Genomic DNA, 19,696 nt, shown 5'->3' with positions numbered 1-19,696 from the left:
TAAAAAAAATCCTCAAGCAAAGCTTGAGGATTTTTGAAACTGATAATTAAAAAAGCTTTTATACTTTTATAATTAGTCTATGATAGCATTTAATGTAGCACTAGGTCTCATTGCAGCTTCTTCTTTTTCTGAATTAGGTAAGTAATAACCACCTATGTCCATAGGTTTTCCTTGTACAGCGATTAACTCACTTGTAATCGTTTCTTCATTCTCAACAAGTTTATTTGCAAGAGGAGAGAATTGTGCTGCAAGTTCTTCATCTAGATCTTGGTCTGCTAGTTCTTGTGCCCAGTAAGTTGCAAGGTAATAATGAGAACCTCTATTATCTAGCTCGTTTACTTTACGAGATGGAGATTTTCTATTAGTTAAGAATTTTTCAGTGGCTCTATCTAGTGCGTCAGCAATAATTTGTGCTTTTTCATTTTTATTAGAAATAGCAAGGTGTTCTAAAGAAACCGCTAGTGCAAGAAACTCTCCTAAAGAATCCCAACGTAAGTGATTTTCTTGTTCAAACTGCTGTACGTGCTTAGGAGCACTACCACCAGCACCAGTTTCAAAAAGACCACCACCATTCATTAATGGTACGATAGAAAGCATTTTTGCACTAGTACCTACTTCTAGAATAGGAAATAAATCTGTATTATAATCTCTCAATACATTACCTGTTACAGAGATTGTGTTTTCACCATCTTTCATTCTTCTTAAAGTACGCTCTGTTGCTTTAATAGGAGATGCGATAGTTATGTCTAGTCCTTCTGTATCGTGATCTTTAAGATAAAGATTTACTTTTTTAATGATTTCAGCATCGTGAGCTCTATTTTCATCTAACCAGAAAATAGCAGGATCATTAGTCGCGCGAGCTCTAGAAACAGCTAGCTTTACCCAGTCTTGTATAGGTGCGTCCTTAGTCTGGCATGCTCTCCATATATCTCCAGCCTCTACATCGTGCTCTAGGTATACAGTACCATCTGCGTCTACTACTTGTACTTTACCACCGTAACCTATTTCAAACGTCTTATCATGAGAACCGTATTCTTCAGCTTTTTGAGCCATAAGCCCTACGTTAGGTACTGTTCCCATAGTTACAGGGTCAAATGCACCGTTCTTTTTACAAAATTCGATAGTTGCGTCATAAATACCAGCATAAGAGCTATCTGGAATAACGGCTTTAGTATCTTGAGACTTACCTTCTTTATTCCACATCTGACCAGAGTTTCTAATCATTGCTGGCATAGAAGCATCAATAATTACATCACTAGGTACGTGTAGGTTAGTAATACCATGGTCACTATTTACCATAGCAAGAGATGGTCTGTGTTCTAATACTTTACGTATTTCGTCTTGAATCTCTTCTCTTTCTAATTCAGGTAATTCATGAAGTTTACTTAATAGATCACCAAATCCATTATTTACGTCAACTCCTAATTTATTGAATACTGTAGCATATTTTTCAAACAACGGCTTGAAGAATACTTTTACTGCGTGACCAAAGATGATAGGGTCAGAGACCTTCATCATAGTTGCTTTCATGTGTAGAGAGAAAAGTACATCTTTCTCTAAAGAGTCATCTATTTGTTCTTCTAGAAATTCTATTAAAGCATCTTTACTCATAAAGGTACCATCTAGAATCTCGCCTTCTAATAATTCAAGGCCTTCTTTAAGTATGTGAGTTCTGTTTGCTTTATCTACCAGTTGTATATTTACAGTAGTAGCTTTGCTAGTTGTAAAACTTTTTTCATTGTGTGCAAAATCTCCTGCTGTCATAGTAGAAACATGAGATTTAGAATCACTACTCCAGGCACCCATAGAGTGTGGATTATTTCTTGCGTATTGCTTCACTGGCTTAGGAGCGCGACGGTCAGAGTTTCCTTCACGTAATACTGGATTTACCGCACTACCTTTTATTTTATCATAACGAGACTTAGCATCTTTCTCCTCGTCAGTTTGTGGATCTTCAGGATAGTTAGGAATATCATATCCTTTTGCCTGTAGTTCTTCTATAGCATCGTTAAGTTGAGGTACCGATGCAGATATGTTAGGCAATTTGATAACATTAGCATCAGGTTGCTTAACTAGGTCACCTAATTCTGCTAGAGCGTTATCGTGTTTTTGATCTTCCTTTAATCTTTCTGGGAAAACAGCAAGTATTCTACCAGCAAGTGAGATATCTCTAGTCTCAATATCAATTCCTGCAGGAGCGATAAATTTTTTAATGATAGGTAAGAAAGAAGCAGTTGCTAGTGCTGGTGCTTCATCTGTTTTTGTATATATGATCTTAGGTTGATCTGCCATGTTGTATAGGGTTAAGGTTAAAAATTAATGTAGCATATTCAATCGTTTGCGATGTAAATATGCGGTACACAAATATAAGGTTTTGACTAGGTTTTTAAAACAGATTTAGCTTATCCTTAGTAAAGTAAATCAGATTATCAAATTGATAAATTAAAGACCTTTATTTTATTAATTTGAAAATAAGAGCGGTTTAATTCTTTATATATTATTGATGTGTGATTATATAGGTTTTTTACCGTGAGAATGAATTAAATAGATGGTTTGTTTTAGAGTATAACAGCATCATGCCACAGTTAAAATTGGCGATAAGATTTCTATATTTGAATTTATTACACAAAAAAAGCTGTCCGATGTGGACAGCTTTTTAAAATATGTTGAAGAAAGATTACTTTCTGCGCGCTTCTTTGATACGTGCTTTCTTTCCAGTAAGTTCTCTGAAGTAGAAGATACGCTTTCTACGTACAGCTCCATACTTGTTCACTTCGATTTTCTGAATAGCTGGTAAGTTTAATGGGAAGATACGCTCTACACCTATGTTACCAGACATTTTTCTAATTGTAAAAGTTTTTGTAGCTCCAGTACCTCTTAATTGAAGAACAACTCCACGGAAGAACTGAGTACGACTTTTTTCACCTTCTTTAATCTCATAGTATACAGTGATAGTATCTCCAGCTGAGAATTTAGGTAAATCTTTTTTTTCTACGAATTCGTCTTGTACGAATTTTATTAACTTTTCCATGTAAATAGGAATTAATTAGATTGAGTAATGAATAACATGCACGATTATCGTCAGAGGTTAATTTTTACGAGCTGCAAAAATACAAACTTGTTATAAACTGACAAATAAAAACAAGAGTTTTTAAATATCAATTATCGTATGATCAGCTTTTTTACAAAGTTAGAAGAAGAAGTACTCACTCTTAAGAAGTATATACCAGCAGTAAGCTTAGATACATCAAAGGTTTGTACATCGCTGTTTACACCTCTTTTTGCATTATACACTTGTTTACCTAAGGAGTTAATTATAGTAAGAGTAATGTCGTTACTATGAGCACTAGTAAAAGTTATTTTTAAATAGCCATCCTTTACAGGATTAGTAAGAACGGTTAATTTTTCTTTTTCCTTATCTGTTTTCACAGTAATAGTAGAGTCATTACTGTCTTTTTGCAAAGTAGCAGTGCTCTGTGATAACGTAAAAACGCTTAATAAAATAAAGAGTAAAATTCTATTCATAATAATATTGTATCGTAAAGTTAAAACTTTTTAACCGATTTTTGATACTAATCCTCATTTAAAAGGTCAGGTCTTCGTTCACGTGTTCTTTCAAAGGCTTTTTCTTCTCTCCATTCTTCTATCGCTTTTAAATGACCGCTTAATAAAATATCCGGCACTTTATGTCCTTTATAATCGGCAGGACGCGTGTAAACCGGTGGAGCAAGTAAACCATCTTGAAAACTATCGGTTAATGCACTAGTCTCATCACTAATCACGCCAGGAATTAATCTTATCAATGCATCGCATAAAACGGCAGCACCTAACTCACCGCCAGACAGTACATAATCACCTATAGAAATCTCTCTAGTAATATAAAGATCTCTCACACGTTGATCGATTCCTTTATAATGACCACAAATAATCATGATGTTCTCTTTAAGGGATAAATGGTTTGCCATTCCTTGATTAAGAGTCACACCATCTGGTGTCATATAGATAACCTCGTCATATTCACGACCTTCTTTAAGCTCATGTATTAATTTATCCAGTGGCTCAATCATCATTACCATACCAGCGCCACCACCATATTGATAGTCGTCTACTTGATTGTATTTATTAAGTCCGTATTTTCTTAAATCATGCATGTGCACTTCTACAAGACCTTTTTCTATACCACGTTTTAAAATGGATGCTTCAAAGGGACTTTTTATTAATTCTGGTAATACGGTTATAATGTCTATGCGCACGATACTTGATTTTAATGCAAAGTTAAAGGAATTGTAAGTTGTTAAAAGAAAAATAAACAGTCAATAACAATAATTAACTATGCGATTAGTTTAATAACTACATAAATAGTTTGATAACTATAATAATAGTTATATGTTTGTTTCATCAATAAAAGTAGTTTCAAAGTAAATCATATAGAAATGGAAAAATTAACGCAAAAAGAAGAAGAGGTAATGCAGGCGCTTTGGGATCTAGAAAAAGCCTTTGTAAAAGAAATAGTACCTCATTTAAAAGGGACTAATCATTATAATACGGTTTCTACTATTGTGCGCAAGCTAGAAGAGAAGAAGTATGTGGGTTATGAGGCATTCGGTAAAACACATCGTTATTTTCCAGTGGTAAAAAAAGATGACTATCGCAACAAGTTTGTAAATAATGCCATGACTAGTTACTTTAACGACTCTTATAAAAACATGGTTTCCTTTTTTGCCAAAGAAGAGAAAATAAGCGCGACAGAGTTGAGAGAGATTTTAGAAATGATAGAATCTAAAGAAAAATAAGATGGAAACAGCTATAGAATATCTTTTAAAAAGCGCCGGAGTACTTAGCATATTTGTACTTGTTTATCATTTCTTACTACGCAGGCTCACATTTTTTAACGCAAACAGATGGTTTTTACTGGCAGGTATAGCAGCAAGTATATTGTTTCCGCTAGTAGAAATTACCCAAACCGTTTATGTAGAGCAACCAGAACAAGTGGTCTATTTGCCCCAACAACTAGCGACACCTATGGTATCTGTTTTACAACAGTCTATGGTAGAAGAAACTGCAGTAGCCTTTGACTATGCCATGCTATTCTTCTATCTATACATTGCCATTTCTATATTTTTTATAGGTAAAATGATAGTAGAATTAAGTTCGCTGCGCAGCTTAATACGTTCTGGTGATAAAAAGAGATCTGGTAAGTTTGTTATAGTTACGCTTTCGCGAAAGCTGACACCTTTCAGTTTCTTTAACTATATATGTTACTCTACGTCAGACCAGCAATCGCCAGAACTAGATTTAATTCTAGAACACGAGAAAGTCCACGCTAGAGAATGGCATTCTATAGATTTAATTGCGTCGCATCTTTTTAAAGCCCTATTCTGGATCAATCCACTAGTGTGGTTGTTAAAGAGGCAGATAGGTGAGAACTTAGAATTTATTGCCGACTCAAAAGCCAAAGTTAAAAACACTACAGGAATAAGCTACGAGCGCACTTTATTAAGTGCTGCTGCAAGTCATATGCAACCAGCACTGGCTAATAATTTTTTCACACCATTTATCAAAAAACGAATTGTTATGTTACAAAAAGAAGCGTCTGCCAACTGGAATGCCTATAAATATGCATTGATACTACCAGTTATCGTACTTTTTCTCTACAGTTTTAATGTAGTAGAAGAAATAGAGTATGTTAAAAATGAAAATGCTCGACAAATGGATTCTGTCACAAATAATAATGATGAATCCTCTGTTATTGATACAATTGAAAATGCAACAACTACTTCAGAAGAAGAGGTAGGAATAGCACAAGAACTGTGGAGTGAAGATCCTATTATAGATTTTGACCACACCATAAATTTCTCAATAGAACCTACTTCTACAAAAGAATATCTTGATGAAAAGAAGACTTATTTAAAGAAAGAATACAATGTAGATTTTAATTACAGTAAGTTAAAAATCAAAAGAGGGAAAATAGTAAGAATCAAGATTTCGCTAGATGACAATAACGGTTACAAAGGTTCTCAGGAATACAGTGCTACAAGTGGTATAAAATCCATTTGTGTAAAAGGAGAGATTGAGGGAGATTCTAAGTCGTGGAGTATGGGAGACTGTACAGGTGTAGCAAATAAAAACTCTTATTCTACCATTACCTCATCTTACACGTATACATCAGATTCTGATTCTTTAGTGAAAAGTGGTGACAGCTTAATAACAATAGCACAAATGGAAGAGCTGATTGCTCGAGAAGAAGCAAGGAATGCAGTTATTTTTTCAATGATGGAATCTACTAATGGCAAAAATATAGATAGCTTGTTAAACAGTGATTCATTTCAATTTGATGATGTAGATTCTCTTAAAAATAAGATACAGGCAAGATTGAAAAACGTTCAGCTAGACTCTTTAAATGTTATCTATTTTGATTATCCAAAAACTGTGCACACGAGTAAGAACGGTGTTTCTACTACTATAACAGAAAACGTCAGTATTGAAAAGTTAGATCTAGGTGAAAATTCAGCTTTAATGATAGTTAATGGAAAAGAGACCAATGCAGAAATTGCAAATCTTATCGACCCTAAGCTTATTGAGAGTGTTTCTGTTCTTAAAAATAAAGAAGCTACTTCTCTTTATGGTGAGAAAGCAACAAATGGTGTCGTTCTTATCACCACTAAAAATACTGATATAGATAATCGTCGAGCTTTGATAATATCCAAAAAACAAGAAATGCTTCAAAAACGCGAAGAAATAAAAGCTGGCTATGCGGCTCGTAGAGATTCCTTAATAAGTAAAAGGACAGAAGTTAAAGAAGCGAGACGTGCAGAATTGCTGGAAAAGATAGGTTCTAAAAGAGTAAGTAGAGTTGGGTATGGAGATACAAATGTTGTTTATGTTTACCCAAGCGATAATATCGAATCAGAATTCCACTTTGATGATATGTCAGAAGAGCGTTTTGAAAAGCTGAGAGAGAGACTTGAAGATGCTGGGCATACTTTTAAACTAAAAACACATCGCATGAAAAACGATCGCTTAGTGAAATTAAAGTTTGATATCGATGGTGCTCAATATGCATATCAATCTACTGCTGGCTATAAAGAATTAAAAATTGTCTTTAAAGAAGGATCAGACTCGCCATCTATAAGCATGGTGCCGTTTAAGTAATTAAAACTTCATTTGGATTACCTGTAAAACCCATTCTAGCCTTTAGAATGGGTTTTACTATTTAATACTTAAGTAAAGGCTTACAAAACCTTACATTTGGTGTATGAAGAAAGATGTGTTCAAGATACTAGCTCGATTAAATAAAGCGGTTTTACCCAGCTTTACAAAAAAGCGATTAGATCTAGCTAAAGCAAGTAAATTGCAAATGGCAATTTTTGGATACAAATTATGGGTAACTAAAAATGCACTAGATTAATGTTTTGTAAAATACCAGATCAATTAGGTAGAATGATCGAGTTAGATCAACTACCACAACGTATCATATCACTAGTACCATCTCAGACAGAATTACTTATAGACTTAGGTCTAGCAGACAGGCTGGTAGGTGTGACTCGTTACTGCATACACCCAGCAGGATTAATAGATGAGAAAACCGTAGTAGGCGGAACTAAAAAAATAGTAGAATCTCGCATTATAGAATTACAGCCAGATCTTATTATTTGTAATAGAGAAGAAAATAACCAAAAGATCGTTGAATTTTGTGATCACATAGCGCCTACTTATGTGTCAGATATTGATACTCTAGAACAGGCTCTAGAGATGATAGCAGATGTAGGAGAAATAACAGGAACTAAGTTTAAAGCAAAATCCCTGATACGTAATATTTCTAGCGCATTTAAAACATTGCCTAAGCCAGAAGTAAATCATAAAGCTCTTTACCTTATCTGGAAAAAGCCATACATGGCAGTCGGTACAGGTACATTTATTAATGACATGCTGGCAAGAGCAGGTTTTTCTAATGCGGCTCAAGAACTTACCAGATATCCAGAACTTGATATGGAGGCGATGATTAAGTTACAGCCAGATGCTGTTTTCTTATCTTCAGAACCTTATCCATTTACTACAGACGATATTGCTGAGATGAAACTAGCCTTTCTAACAGCACCGTCTCAAGACCCTATAAAACCTAACGTTACACCAGATTTTAAGGTGGTAGATGGTGAGTTGTTCTCTTGGTACGGTTCTAGACTGTTAAAAACGCCAGAGTATTTACAAAGTTTACAACCTAAAAATACCGACTTAACTATTTAAGAAAAACAGATTTCTAATTTTCATGTAACTTTGATTTTAGAATTAACAAAAGAATTAAAAAATATATAGATGCAAAAAATAGGTGGTGGATTAGGTCTAGCTGGAATAATACTAGGATTAATAGTTATTTATGGTATTTACTGGTACAATAGTGCAGTAAGTTTAAGTGAAGGTGTAGGCGGCGCATGGGCAAATGTAGAGAGTAGTTATCAACGTCGTAACGACTTAATTCCTAACATTGTTTCTACAGCTAAGAAATATGCAGAGTTTGAGCAGGAAACTTTAATAGGTGTTATAGAAGCAAGAGCCAAAGCTACTCAAGTAGCTATAGATGTAGATGCAACTAATCTTACTGAAGAAAACCTTGCGGCATTCTCACAGGCGCAGAGTCAGGTAAGTTCTGGTTTAGGTAGATTACTTGCTACTTATGAAAACTATCCAGATTTAAAAGCAAATGAAAATTTCTTTGAATTAATCAATGAATTAGAGCGCACAGAAAACCGCATTAACGTAGAGCGCAATCGCTATAATGGCGCTGTAGGATCTTATAATATTCACATTAAAAAATTCCCTGGTAATTTACTAGCAGGCATTTTTGATTTTAATCCTTCAGGATTCTATCAGGCAGACGCAGGTTCAGAAAAAGCTCCAGATGTAGGTGACTTATTTGGCGACGATTAATCATGTCAGTTAAAGTAGAAGATTTCCTTACAGCATCACAAGAAAAAGCAATAGTAGATGCTATACGTAAAGCAGAGTCGCTAACCAGTGGTGAGATACGTGTGCATCTAGAATCGCACTGTGATGAGCCTATCACTCGCGCACAAGAATTGTTTCATTTATTAAAAATGGATAATACTAAAGAAGAGAATGGAATTCTTTTCTATGTAGCCGTGGATGATAAGAAATTTGCCCTCATAGGTGATAAAGGAATACACGCTAGAGTAGGTGATGACTTCTGGACGTCTGTTAGAGATGTTGTTTTGTCTCGCTTTCGCGAAAGCGAATTCCAAAACGGACTTGTTCAAGGAATAGAGCTCGTGGGTGAAAAACTTGCGACCTATTTTCCATGGGATGTAAATGATGTTAATGAATTGCCTGACGAAATATCTGTAAGTTAATGAGGTACTTATTCCTAATCATAATCGTATTCATAGGGTTTTCAAATCTTGCTTTTGGACAATTTGCCATTCCAGCAAAGCCAGGTAGCAGTTCACAAACACCATATGTTTATGATGCTGGCCAGGTGCTTACACCTGTTCAAAGAACATCTCTCAATAATAAACTGAAACGCTATGCAGACACCACATCTACTCAACTAGTTTTTGCAACCATAAAATCATCAAATGGTGAAGAGCTAGATCGTTTAGGCGCTAGATGGGGACAAGAGTGGGGTATAGGCCAGAAAGGTAAGGATAATGGTATATTGCTCATTCTAGCTATAAATGATAGACAGGTAGATATCAATACAGGTTATGGTATAGAATCTATAATGTCAGATAGAGATGCAGAGCGTATAGTAAATAGAGTTTTAATTCCTAATTTTAAGAATAGCAATTATTACAACGGTTTAAACCTAGGTGCAGACGCTATTTTTGAAACCCTACAAGGCGAGTTTCAAGGTACAGCTGGCAGTGGACAACCATTTCCATGGAGTGTTTTGTTAATATTTGCAGTGTTTTTATTTTTCATTATTATGAATGTTAAAAACAAAGGAAATGACAATAATGGAGGTAGAGGTGGTTCTGGTGGTTCATTACTCGACATTATTATTTTAAGTAATATGGGGCGCGGCGGTTTTGGCGGCGGTAGCTTCGGTGGTGGCTCTTCAGGTGGCTTTGGCGGTGGTGGTTTTGGCGGCTTCGGCGGCGGTGGTTTTGGTGGCGGTGGCGCTGGTGGTAGCTGGTAAATTTATTTTACATCTACATTTCTAATAAAACCTCAAAACAAGTTTAAGGTATTTCTATCTATCCATATAAAGTACCGTTTAACGATTGCTTAAAAAGCCTAAAGCTTTAGTTTACTATGTATATTTGCAAACTAATTTTGAACTATGGCATTGAACAAGAATGGGGTATTAGGTTGGGCTACGTTAGTCATGATAATTATAGGAATAGGTTTAATAGCATTAGGCGCATACCGTTATACAGATGTAGGATTTGGTTTTGCAGCAATAGGACTAGGTTTCTTTGCAATAGCCTGGGTTTTTAATGCACTTAAAGGTAGAGTGTAAGTGAGAGAAGTTATTCATTTTAAAGATTTAAACACCTTGCGTCATAAAGTTATATTAGGGCTGGCCTTTATAATGCTTATTTGCGCTGCGGTATTCTTCTTTAATGACTTAAGAATGTACAGTTCTATAACAGCACTTATAGCAGTAACTTTATTTTACTTTCTTAATTTTGATGGTTTTACCACACGCAATTCTGTTTCTTACAGTCTTAAATCGATTACGGTAAAATTAATAGGTAGAAAAACTTTTGGTTTTACCTTTAAAGAATTAGAACAACTGGATCTTTCTGAAAAAGGTCTTTATATTAAATCTAAAGGGATGGATGCGGTTACGCTTTCGCGAAAGCGATATCAAGACAATTCCTTAACCCAATTACATAAAATATTACAAGAAAAAAGCACATCAAATGAGCGACGATAAACAAGTAATTTTTTCCATGTCAGGTCTTTCAAAGACCTATCAAAGTACTGGAAAACAAGTTTTAAAAAATATTCACCTTAGTTTTTTCTATGGTGCAAAAATAGGTATTCTAGGACTGAACGGTTCTGGTAAATCTACACTGATGAAGATTATCGCTGGGATAGAAAAGAACTATCAAGGTGATATTAATTTCTTGCCAGGTTATAATGTAGGTTATCTAGAACAAGAACCACAATTAGACGAGACTAAAACCGTAATGGAAATAGTACGTGAAGGTGTGGCAGAGACTGTTGCTGTACTAGATGAGTATAATAAAATCAACGACGACTTCGGTCTAGAAGAGGTTTATACTGATGCAGATAAAATGGAGAAACTGATGAATCGTCAGGCTGTTCTTCAAGATAAAATAGATGCATTAAACGCATGGGAACTAGATACTAAACTAGAAATAGCCATGGATGCATTGCGTACTCCACCTGGAGATGCAGAAATTAAAAACCTGTCTGGTGGTGAACGACGTCGTGTAGCACTTTGTAGATTATTATTACAACAACCAGAAATTCTATTACTGGATGAGCCTACTAACCACCTTGATGCAGAATCTGTATTATGGTTAGAACAACACCTTGCTCAATATAAAGGAACTGTAATTGCGGTAACTCACGATAGATATTTCTTAGATAACGTAGCAGGATGGATTCTAGAACTGGACCGTGGAGAAGGTATTCCATGGAAAGGGAATTATTCTAGCTGGTTAGAGCAAAAAGGAGACCGTCTTGCAAAAGAAGAAAAGTCAGAGTCTAAAAGACAAAAAACTCTTAAACGAGAACTGGACTGGGTACGTCAGGGAGCTAAAGGTCGCCAGACGAAACAAAAAGCACGTCTAAGTAATTATGATAAGCTTTTAAATGAAGATCAAAAAGTTAAAGAAGAAAAGCTAGAGATCTATATTCCTAATGGGCCACGTTTAGGTACAAATGTTATTGAGGCAAATGGAGTGAGTAAAGCCTTTGGCGATAAATTGCTTTATGAAGACTTGAACTTTGTATTACCACAAAATGGTATAGTAGGTATTATAGGACCTAACGGTGCTGGTAAAACGACCATTTTCAAAATGATCATGGATCAAGAACAACCGGATAAAGGATCTTTTACGGTAGGAGAAACAGTACAACTGGCTTATGTAGATCAATCGCACTCTAATATAGATGCAAATAAATCTATTTGGGAAAACTTTTCTGATGGTCAAGACATGATCATGATGGGTGGTAAAATGGTTAATTCTAGAGCATATTTAAGTCGTTTTAATTTCTCAGGTAGTGAGCAAAACAAAAAGGTAGCAACGCTTTCTGGTGGAGAGCGCAACCGTTTACACCTAGCCATGACGCTTAAAGAAGAAGGAAATGTTTTACTTCTTGATGAACCTACAAACGATCTAGATGTAAACACTTTGAGAGCACTAGAAGAAGGTCTTGATAACTTTGCTGGTTGTGCAGTAATTATATCGCATGATAGATGGTTCTTAGATAGAGTTTGTACGCATATCATTGCATTTGAAGGAGATTCTCAAATCTATTCTTTTGAAGGTAGTTTTACTGAGTATGAAGAGAATAAGAAAAAACGTTTAGGTGATCACGCTCCTAAGAGAATACGTTATAAGAAATTAACTAGAGACTAGTTCTTTTCTTAGTTGTTATATAACTACCCCAAAGGTTTTTAAAACCTTTGGGGTTTTTTAATGCGACTATTTGGCATTAATATTAAATTAGGTTCTCTATTAATAAGTTAGATTTACTCCTTAATAGTTTAAATAATGGTTGATAAGTATACCGACATTTCAGTACAGATAGAACATTATGCAAAAGAAATTTCTGAAAAGAGAATGGATTTTTCAAAATTGCGCAATACACTAAAAGAACAAGGCACAGATCAAAAAGATATAGCACACATAGTTAAAAGAGTGGATAAAAGAGCTATACGTCTAGATCAATTAAAAGGCCTGCATAGTAGAGGTAAAGCATTGTTTTATGGAGGTATAGTGGCTATTGTTCTAGGTTTATTATTACCAGTTATATCTCTTTTTTTAAGTAAGGGTTTAAGTACATGGTTGATAAGCACACCTATTATAGCAGGTCTAGGCGCTATCTTTTTAGGTCGTAATGATATGCGTCGATATTAGGTGATCTTTTATAAATAGAGTAAGTCTACTCGGTCGATTTTTTTACAATCTTAATATTTTAAATGCCTATTAAGAAATAATCCATTCTTCTTCATAAAGAAGTGCCTTAGTTAGATGACTATACATTAATGGAAATTGTTCTTTAAAATCTTTATTAGATTCAAAGTAGTACTCTATAAGAACAGCCATGAATTCGTACTGATTTGTAAAAGCATAATCCCTAAAAAACTTTGTGTTGTCTAGTTTGCTGCGCACTGCCGGCTTCATGAGTTCTCTAAGAATATTGCGTGTAAATTTTTTGAAACGTAAAGCATCTATCTCACTACTGCGCTCACTTTCTATATGAAGTACGTGTGTAAATTCATGCAGGCCTAAGTGCAGGTTATCATTTACGATATCCATTCCTTCTTTAAAATCGGGCCATGAAAAAGCAAGAACTTTTGCTATAGGATTGTATTCACCTTTATGGTATTCTTGTGTAGCAGGACTTTTAAACGGTTCTGGAAAAAGTAATAAAGTATTTAACCTGGGAAAAAGGTAATTGCGCCTACCGAAGGTTAAACGACATGCAACACAAGCTATTAAAACCACTTGTTCATCAGTTACCGTGTCTTGATACCTGTGTTTAAAATCTTTCTGTTTTATAAAGGTGGCCACCCTATGTTCAAATTGCTTTTTATATTTTTCAGAGAGATGGATGTAAAAAGGATATGTTTCTAGGACTCGCTTTCGCGAAAGCGGTAACCGTGCATTGCTCCATAACTGTCTGTACCATATAAAGTCGCGCTTTCTTTGAAGAACACGTAGACTTAAATGAATTATTACTAGAACTAGCCCTATTATCATACCAGCTATGACATAAGGTCCCATCCATAATGTTTCACTATTAGGATTTGCTTGAAGCGATATGAGATTTAAGAAATTAATCGCGAGACATAAAAATTCTTAAGATGTACCAAAAAAGTAACATCAAAGAAGAGAATAAACCTAAAGCTGCACCTACGTACTGATCTGTGTGGTATTTATGTACCAGATTAGATGTCTGGTAAAGTATAGAACCAGCAGCAAGAAGTACCATAGCACCGCTAAAGAAAAGTCCTAAATCAAATCCGAAAATCATTCCTGCGATGATTAATCCTATTGCGATAATAAAACCTACAGATAAAATACTTTTAAGGAATGAAAAGTCTTTTTTAGTAATTAAAACTACAGCGCTTAACGCTGCAAAAAGAGCCAATGTAAGGATGGCTGCCTGACTTAATAAATTGCTTTCTCCACCTTGTAGAGCTGCCTGATATTGCAATGCAATAGCTATTAGTGGTAGGAATATAACAGCCTCTGCAACTACAAATAATAACAGGCCTAGATACTGTTGGGTACGGTCATGTGATTTATGCGCCATCTTTTCTGCATAAGAGGTAGCCATCATAAATGCACCTAATACTAGCAACCATGTCCAGCCCTGTGTTAGACTAAACATAAAATTAACTAGGGGTTCTATGCGCAATAAAATTGCTTCTATAATCACAAATAGTAATGTAGCGATAGCAACATGTCCATAGGTCTTTTTATAAAAAATTGCTCTTGCCTCGTCATTCACTATAGATAGTGGCTGGAAAGAGGTGTCGTAATGTGATGTGTGGTCTTGATTCATAGTTATATTAAAACGTGAAGATAATTATTATGTTTTATCCTAATGTTAATGAATGATTTAAATTATTTTTATAGTTGTTAAACCTTTACACTTTGCGCGAGTCTTAGATATATGAGTAAAACACCAGACCAAGAAATAATTTCTTTGATCCTTAATGAAGCTACGGCTAATAAAGGGTTTAGACTGCTGGTATCTCAATACCAAGAACAGTTATACTGGCAGGTGAGAAAAATGGTAGTAGTCCATGATGACGCTGACGATGTGTTGCAAAATGTGTTTATTAAAATCTTTAAAGGAGTAAAAAACTTTAAAGGAGATAGTAAATTATCTACATGGATGTTTAGGATAGCCTATAATGAAAGCATGACTTTTTTAACTAAGAAAGGAAAGACTTTACAAATATCTTCTCAAGAACTGCAAGATCATTTAACTGAAAAACTAGAGGCAGATGTTTATTTTACAAGTGATGAGATAGAACTAGCTCTTAAAAAAGCACTTGCACAATTACCAGATAGACAGCGAGAGGTATTTAACTATAGGTATTACGACGATCTTAAATTTAAAGATATTGCGACGATACTGGATTTAAGTGAAGGTGCTGTAAAAAGTACGTACCACATAGCAGCAAAGAAAGTAGAACAATTTATTAAAGTGAATTAAACTAATTGACTTAAACACAGTCATAAGGATATGAAAAACAATAATCAACATACACAAGCAGGGTTTAAAGTGCCAGAGGGTTACTTTGATTCACTTACAGATCGTGTGTTAGAAAACACACAAAAAGATAAGGCAGTAGAGCACGCTGGTTTTAGTGTTCCTAAAGATTATTTTTCTACTCTAGAAGATCGTATTTTAAAAGAAGTACAAGAAGATAAGGAGGTAAAAGTAGTTACTTTAAAAACTTCAAAAAATAATACATGGGTGTATCCATTGTTAGCAATGGCAGCTATATTTATAGGTTTTGTAACTATTAATGGTCTGTTTTCTACAGACGAAGTTACTTTTGCAGACCTTAATGATCAAGAGTTGAGAGATTACATAGTAGACGTTAATTTTTTACAAGATGAAGAGTCTGTAGAGATATTATATGCAGATAATAGCATACTTAACGATACTGAAATAGAACAAGAATTTACAGATAACGAGTTGTTAGACTACCTTATGGAAGACGCAACATTAGATCAAATTATAAGAGAATGAAAAATTTAATAATAGTATTAGTATTGCTTTTTTCCTTTATGGTAAAAGCACAAGGTCCAGAAGGAGATCGTGATAGACACAGTAATAAAGAAATGCATGATAAGATTAAAACTCTTGCCATAGCACACATTAATAAAGAGTTAGACCTAACTTCTGAAGAGGCTCAAAAATTCTGGCCTTTATATAATGAGGTAAAAGATGAACGAGACCGTCTAGAAAAAGAAAAAAAGAAGCTTATCAATAAGCTAGAAGGTGAATTTGATACCATGACTGAAAAGCAAGCAGTTGCTTATGTAAACCAGATGGTAACTTATGATCAAAAAATAAGTGCTACTAATTTAGATTATAAGCACGATGAAATAATAAATGTTATAGGAGCAAAGAGGTTTCTCAAATTAAAAAAGGCCGAATTAGATTTCAGGCGTAAAATGATTAGAGAATACAAAGAGCGTAGACGTAATAAATAATTTGGTTTGGTTAGTTTAGAACATCCCTTTCTGTTGGTTCAGAAAGGGATTTTCGCTTTTAGGACCTATTTTGTGTAGTTCTAATTTTGATTAAAAATAACAAGTCTTTATTTTTAACGCATAAAACTATACCTAATGAAAAAAGTTCTTATCATTCTTTGTATCGCATTATTTACCAGCTGCAATACAACGCCGTCAGATTCTCAAAATGATACACAAGATCCTATAAAAAGCAGTGAAACGTATAAGTTATATGTACAGGCATACAACAATTATGCAGCATGTAAACAAGAACGCCCGCAGTTAACTAAAGACTTTATGGATAAGAAAATTACTCAAGAAGAATTTTCTACCGCTTTAGAGAGCAATGGTAAATTGTGTAATATTAAAAAGGAGATTTATAATAAATATTACCAGTTACTAGAAGCAGAATTTGATAAAGCTGCAGAGGCTTATGAAATCACAGAATAAGATCTCTAGAATAGGATAGCATCCATTTCTTTTGTGCTGTTAATCTCTGTATCATTATAAACCAGTTTCCAGCCCATAGAACTGCTCAATAAATAAATATTGCTCAATTCAGTTAATAATCTGTTTTGAGCATTTTTTATAACTTCATCTTTTAGAATATCTTCCTTAATTTTTGCCGTTATCTGTCTCTCCATCTTATTAATGTCTCTACCTTCAAATTTGTTTAAAATACCATCATCCATTTTAAAATAATCTAAATGGGGATTAACCTTAATTTCTGGTTGAGGTATGTAAGTAATAAAAATAGTTTTTGATTCAGGATCTAGTTCATGTTTTAACTGCTTAAGGTCATATGATATTTGAGCCTCGGCATTTGAAATTATTATCGCGCTTTTTTGACTTCTAAAAAAGTCCCAACCATAGGATTTTGTACCTTCATAGGTAAATACCTTAGCATATTTCATCTCTGTGACCACCAGTTTACTCGTGTTGTTAATTTCCTTTTGTATCAGTGCCGTTTGCGCTAGTAATAACTCACGATCTTCATTTCTATCTAGCAATCTAGAGCCCAAATAAAATATAGAAACCGCTATTAAACCACTTATGATATATTTAAATATGTCTTTCATTATAATTTTATATCAGGATATTGCCTACTTATTTTAGCATGCATCTGTTGCATTTGCAGTTGATGTGCCTCTGTATCTGTAGCACGATGTTGAGATAGTTTTCTATATTTCTCTACCGCTTTTTGTTGTGTTAGGGTGTTGTTATTAAGTCCGCTTTCGCGAAAGCGAGACCATATAAAATCTATACCTATCTCATTAAGATGTACCATATCACGAGCATAGAATCTATAATCTCTCAACTCGTCCATCGCAATTTCATAAGCAGGGAAATAAGTGGCGTTAGTTAAATCGACCTGAGTCTGTATCGCGTCGTGCAATCTCGATTTACTACGTGTGTTTTCTATAAAACCGTCTTTAATATGACGCACCGGCGATAGGGTGTAGGTGATGTTTATTTTTGGATTCACCTCTGTTATCCATTGATAAATATACGTTAGATCCTTATTTATGGATTCTGTATCGAGCAGTTCTTTAATAAACAATTGTTGCGGTTGTTTATGACAGTTGGCAACTATTATATCCTTTTCTATATGACGATAGACCCATGCAGTACCCAGAGTTATAAATAGATGAGTGGCTTGTTTTAAATCTGTTTCTAGTTTTTTTAAAGCTGTGTTTAATTGATCTAATAGTAGATTTTGATCTTTGTTATTAAGATCAGAATGCACTAGATAAGAATAATCACCTTCTATATCTTCTCGTGTAAACGGATTATGGTGAATAGCTCGATCTATTAATACTCTCAAACTAGTGGAATTAAAAATAATCCCAAAAGGATTTATACTCGTATCAAAGCCATAATAGGATAGCTTAGAACCTATGTTCTCGGTAAAACAGCTACCTAATAGAACCACTTTAGAGTTGTAATCTATAGGGCTAGATAGTTTTAAAACAGGAACAGGTGTGCTAAGTTTCATGGGATATTAAGATCAATTCATTCAAAGGTACGATCTTAATTTAAGGTTTAAACAAATGTAAATAGATAGAGTTTTATAAGTCCATATATCAAAATAGGGACTAATACTATGGTAAGGAGTAGTACTATAAGTGTTTTCTTTTTCTCTGCTTTTACCTGCAATTGAAAGGCATCTTTTGCGGCCTGTATTTGTTCTGGTGAAAAGTCTTTTTTATTAATATTTCCTTTGTAGATGCCAGTTTCAGCATCTAGTCCTTTAAATTTAGATCTAGATTTTAACTGTTTTGCATTAGTTTTTATGGCTGTAATAAATGCTAGCGATCCCATTATCTATAATTTTAAAAGTCAAACATGAATAGAAATAAATAACCTAGATAAAAGCACACTGGTGTTAGGATTATGGTTAAGATCCAGATGATTTTGTGTTTTATTCTACTTTTTTGTAATTTCTGTTGGTATACTTCTTTGGCAGCTGTTACTTCTCGTGCTGTGAAAACCTTGCATGTGCCAGCTGTCTTATACAAAGATGCAGTAGCAAAACGTGCGTCATGTATACGGTCTGCTCTACGCTGGTCACCCTTTGCACGTATGCGGTCTATTTTATCGAGTAAATGTTTAGTGGCTATTCCCATATAATATGAGTAGCTTTTGATGAAGAAATGTTACAGTTTGAGTGGAAAATCAAACTCTAAAAACAAATTAAATGGATTATTTGAAATAAAATAGGCCACAAGTTTTTGGAGTCTTTTTAACTCAATATTATTGTAGTGTGTAGTATAAATCGAAGTTGTCTGAGACTGTAATTACATCGCTATTAAACATAGTAAGTGTAAGGTCTAGATTATAATTTCCTTCATCGACTGGATTTTGAAAATCGAGACGCCACAAATAATCATTGATGTCAGATGATTCATAAACAGTGGTACAATTTGTCGATACTTTTAAATCAATTGTGGTAAAAAATAAAGTAGGATCTTCACTAGAATTAGCGTCAATGATATTTCCATTAATACCAAAGTCATCTGAAACGTAAAATGTGTTATTAACTAAATCCTCTATGTAAATTACGTAAATATCATTTACAGCATCACCGTTAGGAGTAATAAAACGCGACAAATTGATTTTATAATTTACATCGCTATATATTTCTTTTAATTCTGTAGGTCTTACCGTTTCTCTAAGTGTAGTAAGTGAATTAAGACAGTTTTCGTCATCAGATGAACAAGATGAGATTACGATAAGAAAAATAATTAGGAATACTTTTTTCATGTAGCTTATTA

At 34.3% G+C, this 19,696-nt stretch carries 26 protein-coding genes; 15 read left to right on the top strand and 11 right to left on the bottom strand.

Annotated features, from left to right (window positions below):
* Positions 1-72 precede the first annotated feature (72 nt).
* From LY01_RS14005 to trmD, 4 genes are all read right to left on the bottom strand, one after another.
* On the bottom strand, positions 73-2,292 hold the full coding sequence (locus LY01_RS14005) for an NADP-dependent isocitrate dehydrogenase (RefSeq protein ID WP_104516643.1): 2,220 nt from the start codon (positions 2,290-2,292) through the stop codon (positions 73-75).
* A gap of 385 nt (positions 2,293-2,677) precedes the next feature.
* Complete coding sequence (gene rplS / locus LY01_RS14000) at positions 2,678-3,031, bottom strand: 50S ribosomal protein L19 (protein ID WP_104516642.1); 354 nt, start codon at positions 3,029-3,031, stop codon at positions 2,678-2,680.
* A gap of 131 nt (positions 3,032-3,162) precedes the next feature.
* Entirely contained in the window at positions 3,163-3,525 is a 363-nt protein-coding gene (locus LY01_RS13995) for a T9SS type A sorting domain-containing protein (RefSeq protein WP_104516641.1), read from the bottom strand.
* A gap of 47 nt (positions 3,526-3,572) precedes the next feature.
* Positions 3,573-4,253, bottom strand: coding sequence for a tRNA (guanosine(37)-N1)-methyltransferase TrmD (trmD, locus tag LY01_RS13990; RefSeq protein ID WP_104516640.1), 681 nt, complete (start codon positions 4,251-4,253; stop codon positions 3,573-3,575).
* A 180-nt stretch (positions 4,254-4,433) separates the two neighbouring features.
* Between trmD and LY01_RS13985 the strand changes: the two genes are divergently transcribed.
* The 11 genes from LY01_RS13985 to LY01_RS13935 all read left to right on the top strand — a co-directional run bounded on the left by LY01_RS13985 (position 4,434) and on the right by LY01_RS13935 (position 13,076).
* On the top strand, positions 4,434-4,793 hold the full coding sequence (locus tag LY01_RS13985) for a BlaI/MecI/CopY family transcriptional regulator (RefSeq protein ID WP_104516639.1): 360 nt from the start codon (positions 4,434-4,436) through the stop codon (positions 4,791-4,793).
* A 1-nt stretch (position 4,794) separates the two neighbouring features.
* Positions 4,795-7,152 carry a M56 family metallopeptidase gene (locus LY01_RS13980; RefSeq protein WP_104516638.1) on the top strand — a complete coding sequence of 786 codons (2,358 nt, stop codon included), beginning with the start codon at positions 4,795-4,797 and terminating at the stop codon, positions 7,150-7,152.
* Positions 7,153-7,255: 103 nt separating this feature from the next.
* The gene (locus tag LY01_RS13975) at positions 7,256-7,408 is read left to right on the top strand and encodes an SsrA-binding protein (RefSeq protein ID WP_104516637.1); all 153 of its coding nucleotides are present in this window, start codon (positions 7,256-7,258) and stop codon (positions 7,406-7,408) included.
* The gene (locus LY01_RS13970) at positions 7,408-8,244 is read left to right on the top strand and encodes an ABC transporter substrate-binding protein (protein ID WP_104516636.1); all 837 of its coding nucleotides are present in this window, start codon (positions 7,408-7,410) and stop codon (positions 8,242-8,244) included. Before LY01_RS13975 ends, LY01_RS13970 begins: the two co-directional genes overlap by 1 nt.
* A gap of 69 nt (positions 8,245-8,313) precedes the next feature.
* On the top strand, positions 8,314-8,925 hold the full coding sequence (locus tag LY01_RS13965) for a LemA family protein (protein WP_104516635.1): 612 nt from the start codon (positions 8,314-8,316) through the stop codon (positions 8,923-8,925).
* 2 nt (positions 8,926-8,927) lie between these two features.
* Entirely contained in the window at positions 8,928-9,365 is a 438-nt protein-coding gene (locus LY01_RS13960; RefSeq protein ID WP_104516634.1) for a TPM domain-containing protein, read from the top strand.
* Entirely contained in the window at positions 9,365-10,153 is a 789-nt protein-coding gene (locus tag LY01_RS13955) for a TPM domain-containing protein (RefSeq protein ID WP_104516633.1), read from the top strand. Before LY01_RS13960 ends, LY01_RS13955 begins: the two co-directional genes overlap by 1 nt.
* 144 nt (positions 10,154-10,297) lie before the next feature.
* The gene (locus tag LY01_RS13950; RefSeq protein ID WP_104516632.1) at positions 10,298-10,477 is read left to right on the top strand and encodes a CAL67264 family membrane protein; all 180 of its coding nucleotides are present in this window, start codon (positions 10,298-10,300) and stop codon (positions 10,475-10,477) included.
* Positions 10,478-10,897 (top strand): hypothetical protein, encoded by a 420-nt coding sequence (locus LY01_RS13945; RefSeq protein ID WP_104516631.1) that lies wholly within the window; start codon positions 10,478-10,480, stop codon positions 10,895-10,897.
* Positions 10,884-12,575, top strand: a complete 1,692-nt coding sequence (ettA, locus tag LY01_RS13940) for an energy-dependent translational throttle protein EttA (protein WP_104516630.1) — start codon at positions 10,884-10,886, stop codon at positions 12,573-12,575. The genes LY01_RS13945 and ettA overlap by 14 nt, the downstream gene beginning before the upstream one ends.
* A 135-nt stretch (positions 12,576-12,710) precedes the next feature.
* A complete protein-coding gene (locus LY01_RS13935; protein WP_104516629.1) occupies positions 12,711-13,076 on the top strand; it encodes a hypothetical protein in 366 nt (121 codons plus the stop codon).
* 69 nt (positions 13,077-13,145) lie between these two features.
* On the opposite strand, the gene LY01_RS13930 is transcribed toward LY01_RS13935, so the two are convergent.
* Together LY01_RS13930 and LY01_RS13925 are read right to left on the bottom strand one after the other, a co-directional pair.
* On the bottom strand, positions 13,146-13,946 hold the full coding sequence (locus LY01_RS13930) for a zinc-dependent peptidase (RefSeq protein WP_104516628.1): 801 nt from the start codon (positions 13,944-13,946) through the stop codon (positions 13,146-13,148).
* A 52-nt stretch (positions 13,947-13,998) separates the two neighbouring features.
* Complete coding sequence (locus tag LY01_RS13925) at positions 13,999-14,730, bottom strand: Bax inhibitor-1/YccA family protein (protein ID WP_211289303.1); 732 nt, start codon at positions 14,728-14,730, stop codon at positions 13,999-14,001.
* A gap of 111 nt (positions 14,731-14,841) precedes the next feature.
* Here LY01_RS13925 and LY01_RS13920 point away from each other — a divergent pair, with 111 nt between their 5' ends.
* From LY01_RS13920 to LY01_RS13905, 4 genes are all read left to right on the top strand, one after another.
* On the top strand, positions 14,842-15,390 hold the full coding sequence (locus tag LY01_RS13920; RefSeq protein WP_104516626.1) for an RNA polymerase sigma factor: 549 nt from the start codon (positions 14,842-14,844) through the stop codon (positions 15,388-15,390).
* Positions 15,391-15,420: 30 nt separating this feature from the next.
* Entirely contained in the window at positions 15,421-15,933 is a 513-nt protein-coding gene (locus LY01_RS13915; RefSeq protein WP_104516625.1) for a hypothetical protein, read from the top strand.
* Positions 15,930-16,400: a hypothetical protein gene (locus LY01_RS13910; protein WP_104516624.1), complete on the top strand. Its 471-nt coding sequence runs from the start codon at positions 15,930-15,932 to the stop codon at positions 16,398-16,400. Before LY01_RS13915 ends, LY01_RS13910 begins: the two co-directional genes overlap by 4 nt.
* Positions 16,401-16,535: 135 nt before the next feature.
* Entirely contained in the window at positions 16,536-16,871 is a 336-nt protein-coding gene (locus LY01_RS13905; protein WP_104516623.1) for a hypothetical protein, read from the top strand.
* A gap of 5 nt (positions 16,872-16,876) precedes the next feature.
* Here the strand turns inward: LY01_RS13905 and LY01_RS13900 are convergent, their stop codons facing one another.
* The 5 genes from LY01_RS13900 to LY01_RS13880 form a co-directional block, all read right to left on the bottom strand.
* Positions 16,877-17,500 (bottom strand): DUF4230 domain-containing protein, encoded by a 624-nt coding sequence (locus LY01_RS13900; protein ID WP_104516622.1) that lies wholly within the window; start codon positions 17,498-17,500, stop codon positions 16,877-16,879.
* Positions 17,500-18,417, bottom strand: coding sequence for a GSCFA domain-containing protein (locus LY01_RS13895; protein WP_104516621.1), 918 nt, complete (start codon positions 18,415-18,417; stop codon positions 17,500-17,502). Before LY01_RS13895 ends, LY01_RS13900 begins: the two co-directional genes overlap by 1 nt.
* Positions 18,418-18,464: 47 nt before the next feature.
* Entirely contained in the window at positions 18,465-18,743 is a 279-nt protein-coding gene (locus tag LY01_RS13890) for a hypothetical protein (protein ID WP_104516620.1), read from the bottom strand.
* An 11-nt stretch (positions 18,744-18,754) separates the two neighbouring features.
* Positions 18,755-19,048, bottom strand: coding sequence for a hypothetical protein (locus LY01_RS13885; RefSeq protein WP_104516619.1), 294 nt, complete (start codon positions 19,046-19,048; stop codon positions 18,755-18,757).
* Positions 19,049-19,175: 127 nt separating this feature from the next.
* On the bottom strand, positions 19,176-19,685 hold the full coding sequence (locus LY01_RS13880; RefSeq protein WP_104516618.1) for a hypothetical protein: 510 nt from the start codon (positions 19,683-19,685) through the stop codon (positions 19,176-19,178).
* Between the last annotated feature and the right edge of the window lie 11 nt (positions 19,686-19,696).

Source organism: Nonlabens xylanidelens, from assembly GCF_002934445.1.
GTDB lineage: Bacteria > Bacteroidota > Bacteroidia > Flavobacteriales > Flavobacteriaceae > Nonlabens > Nonlabens xylanidelens.
Note: the sequence above shows the minus strand (reverse complement) of the source record. Positions and strands in the feature narration are given on the sequence as shown.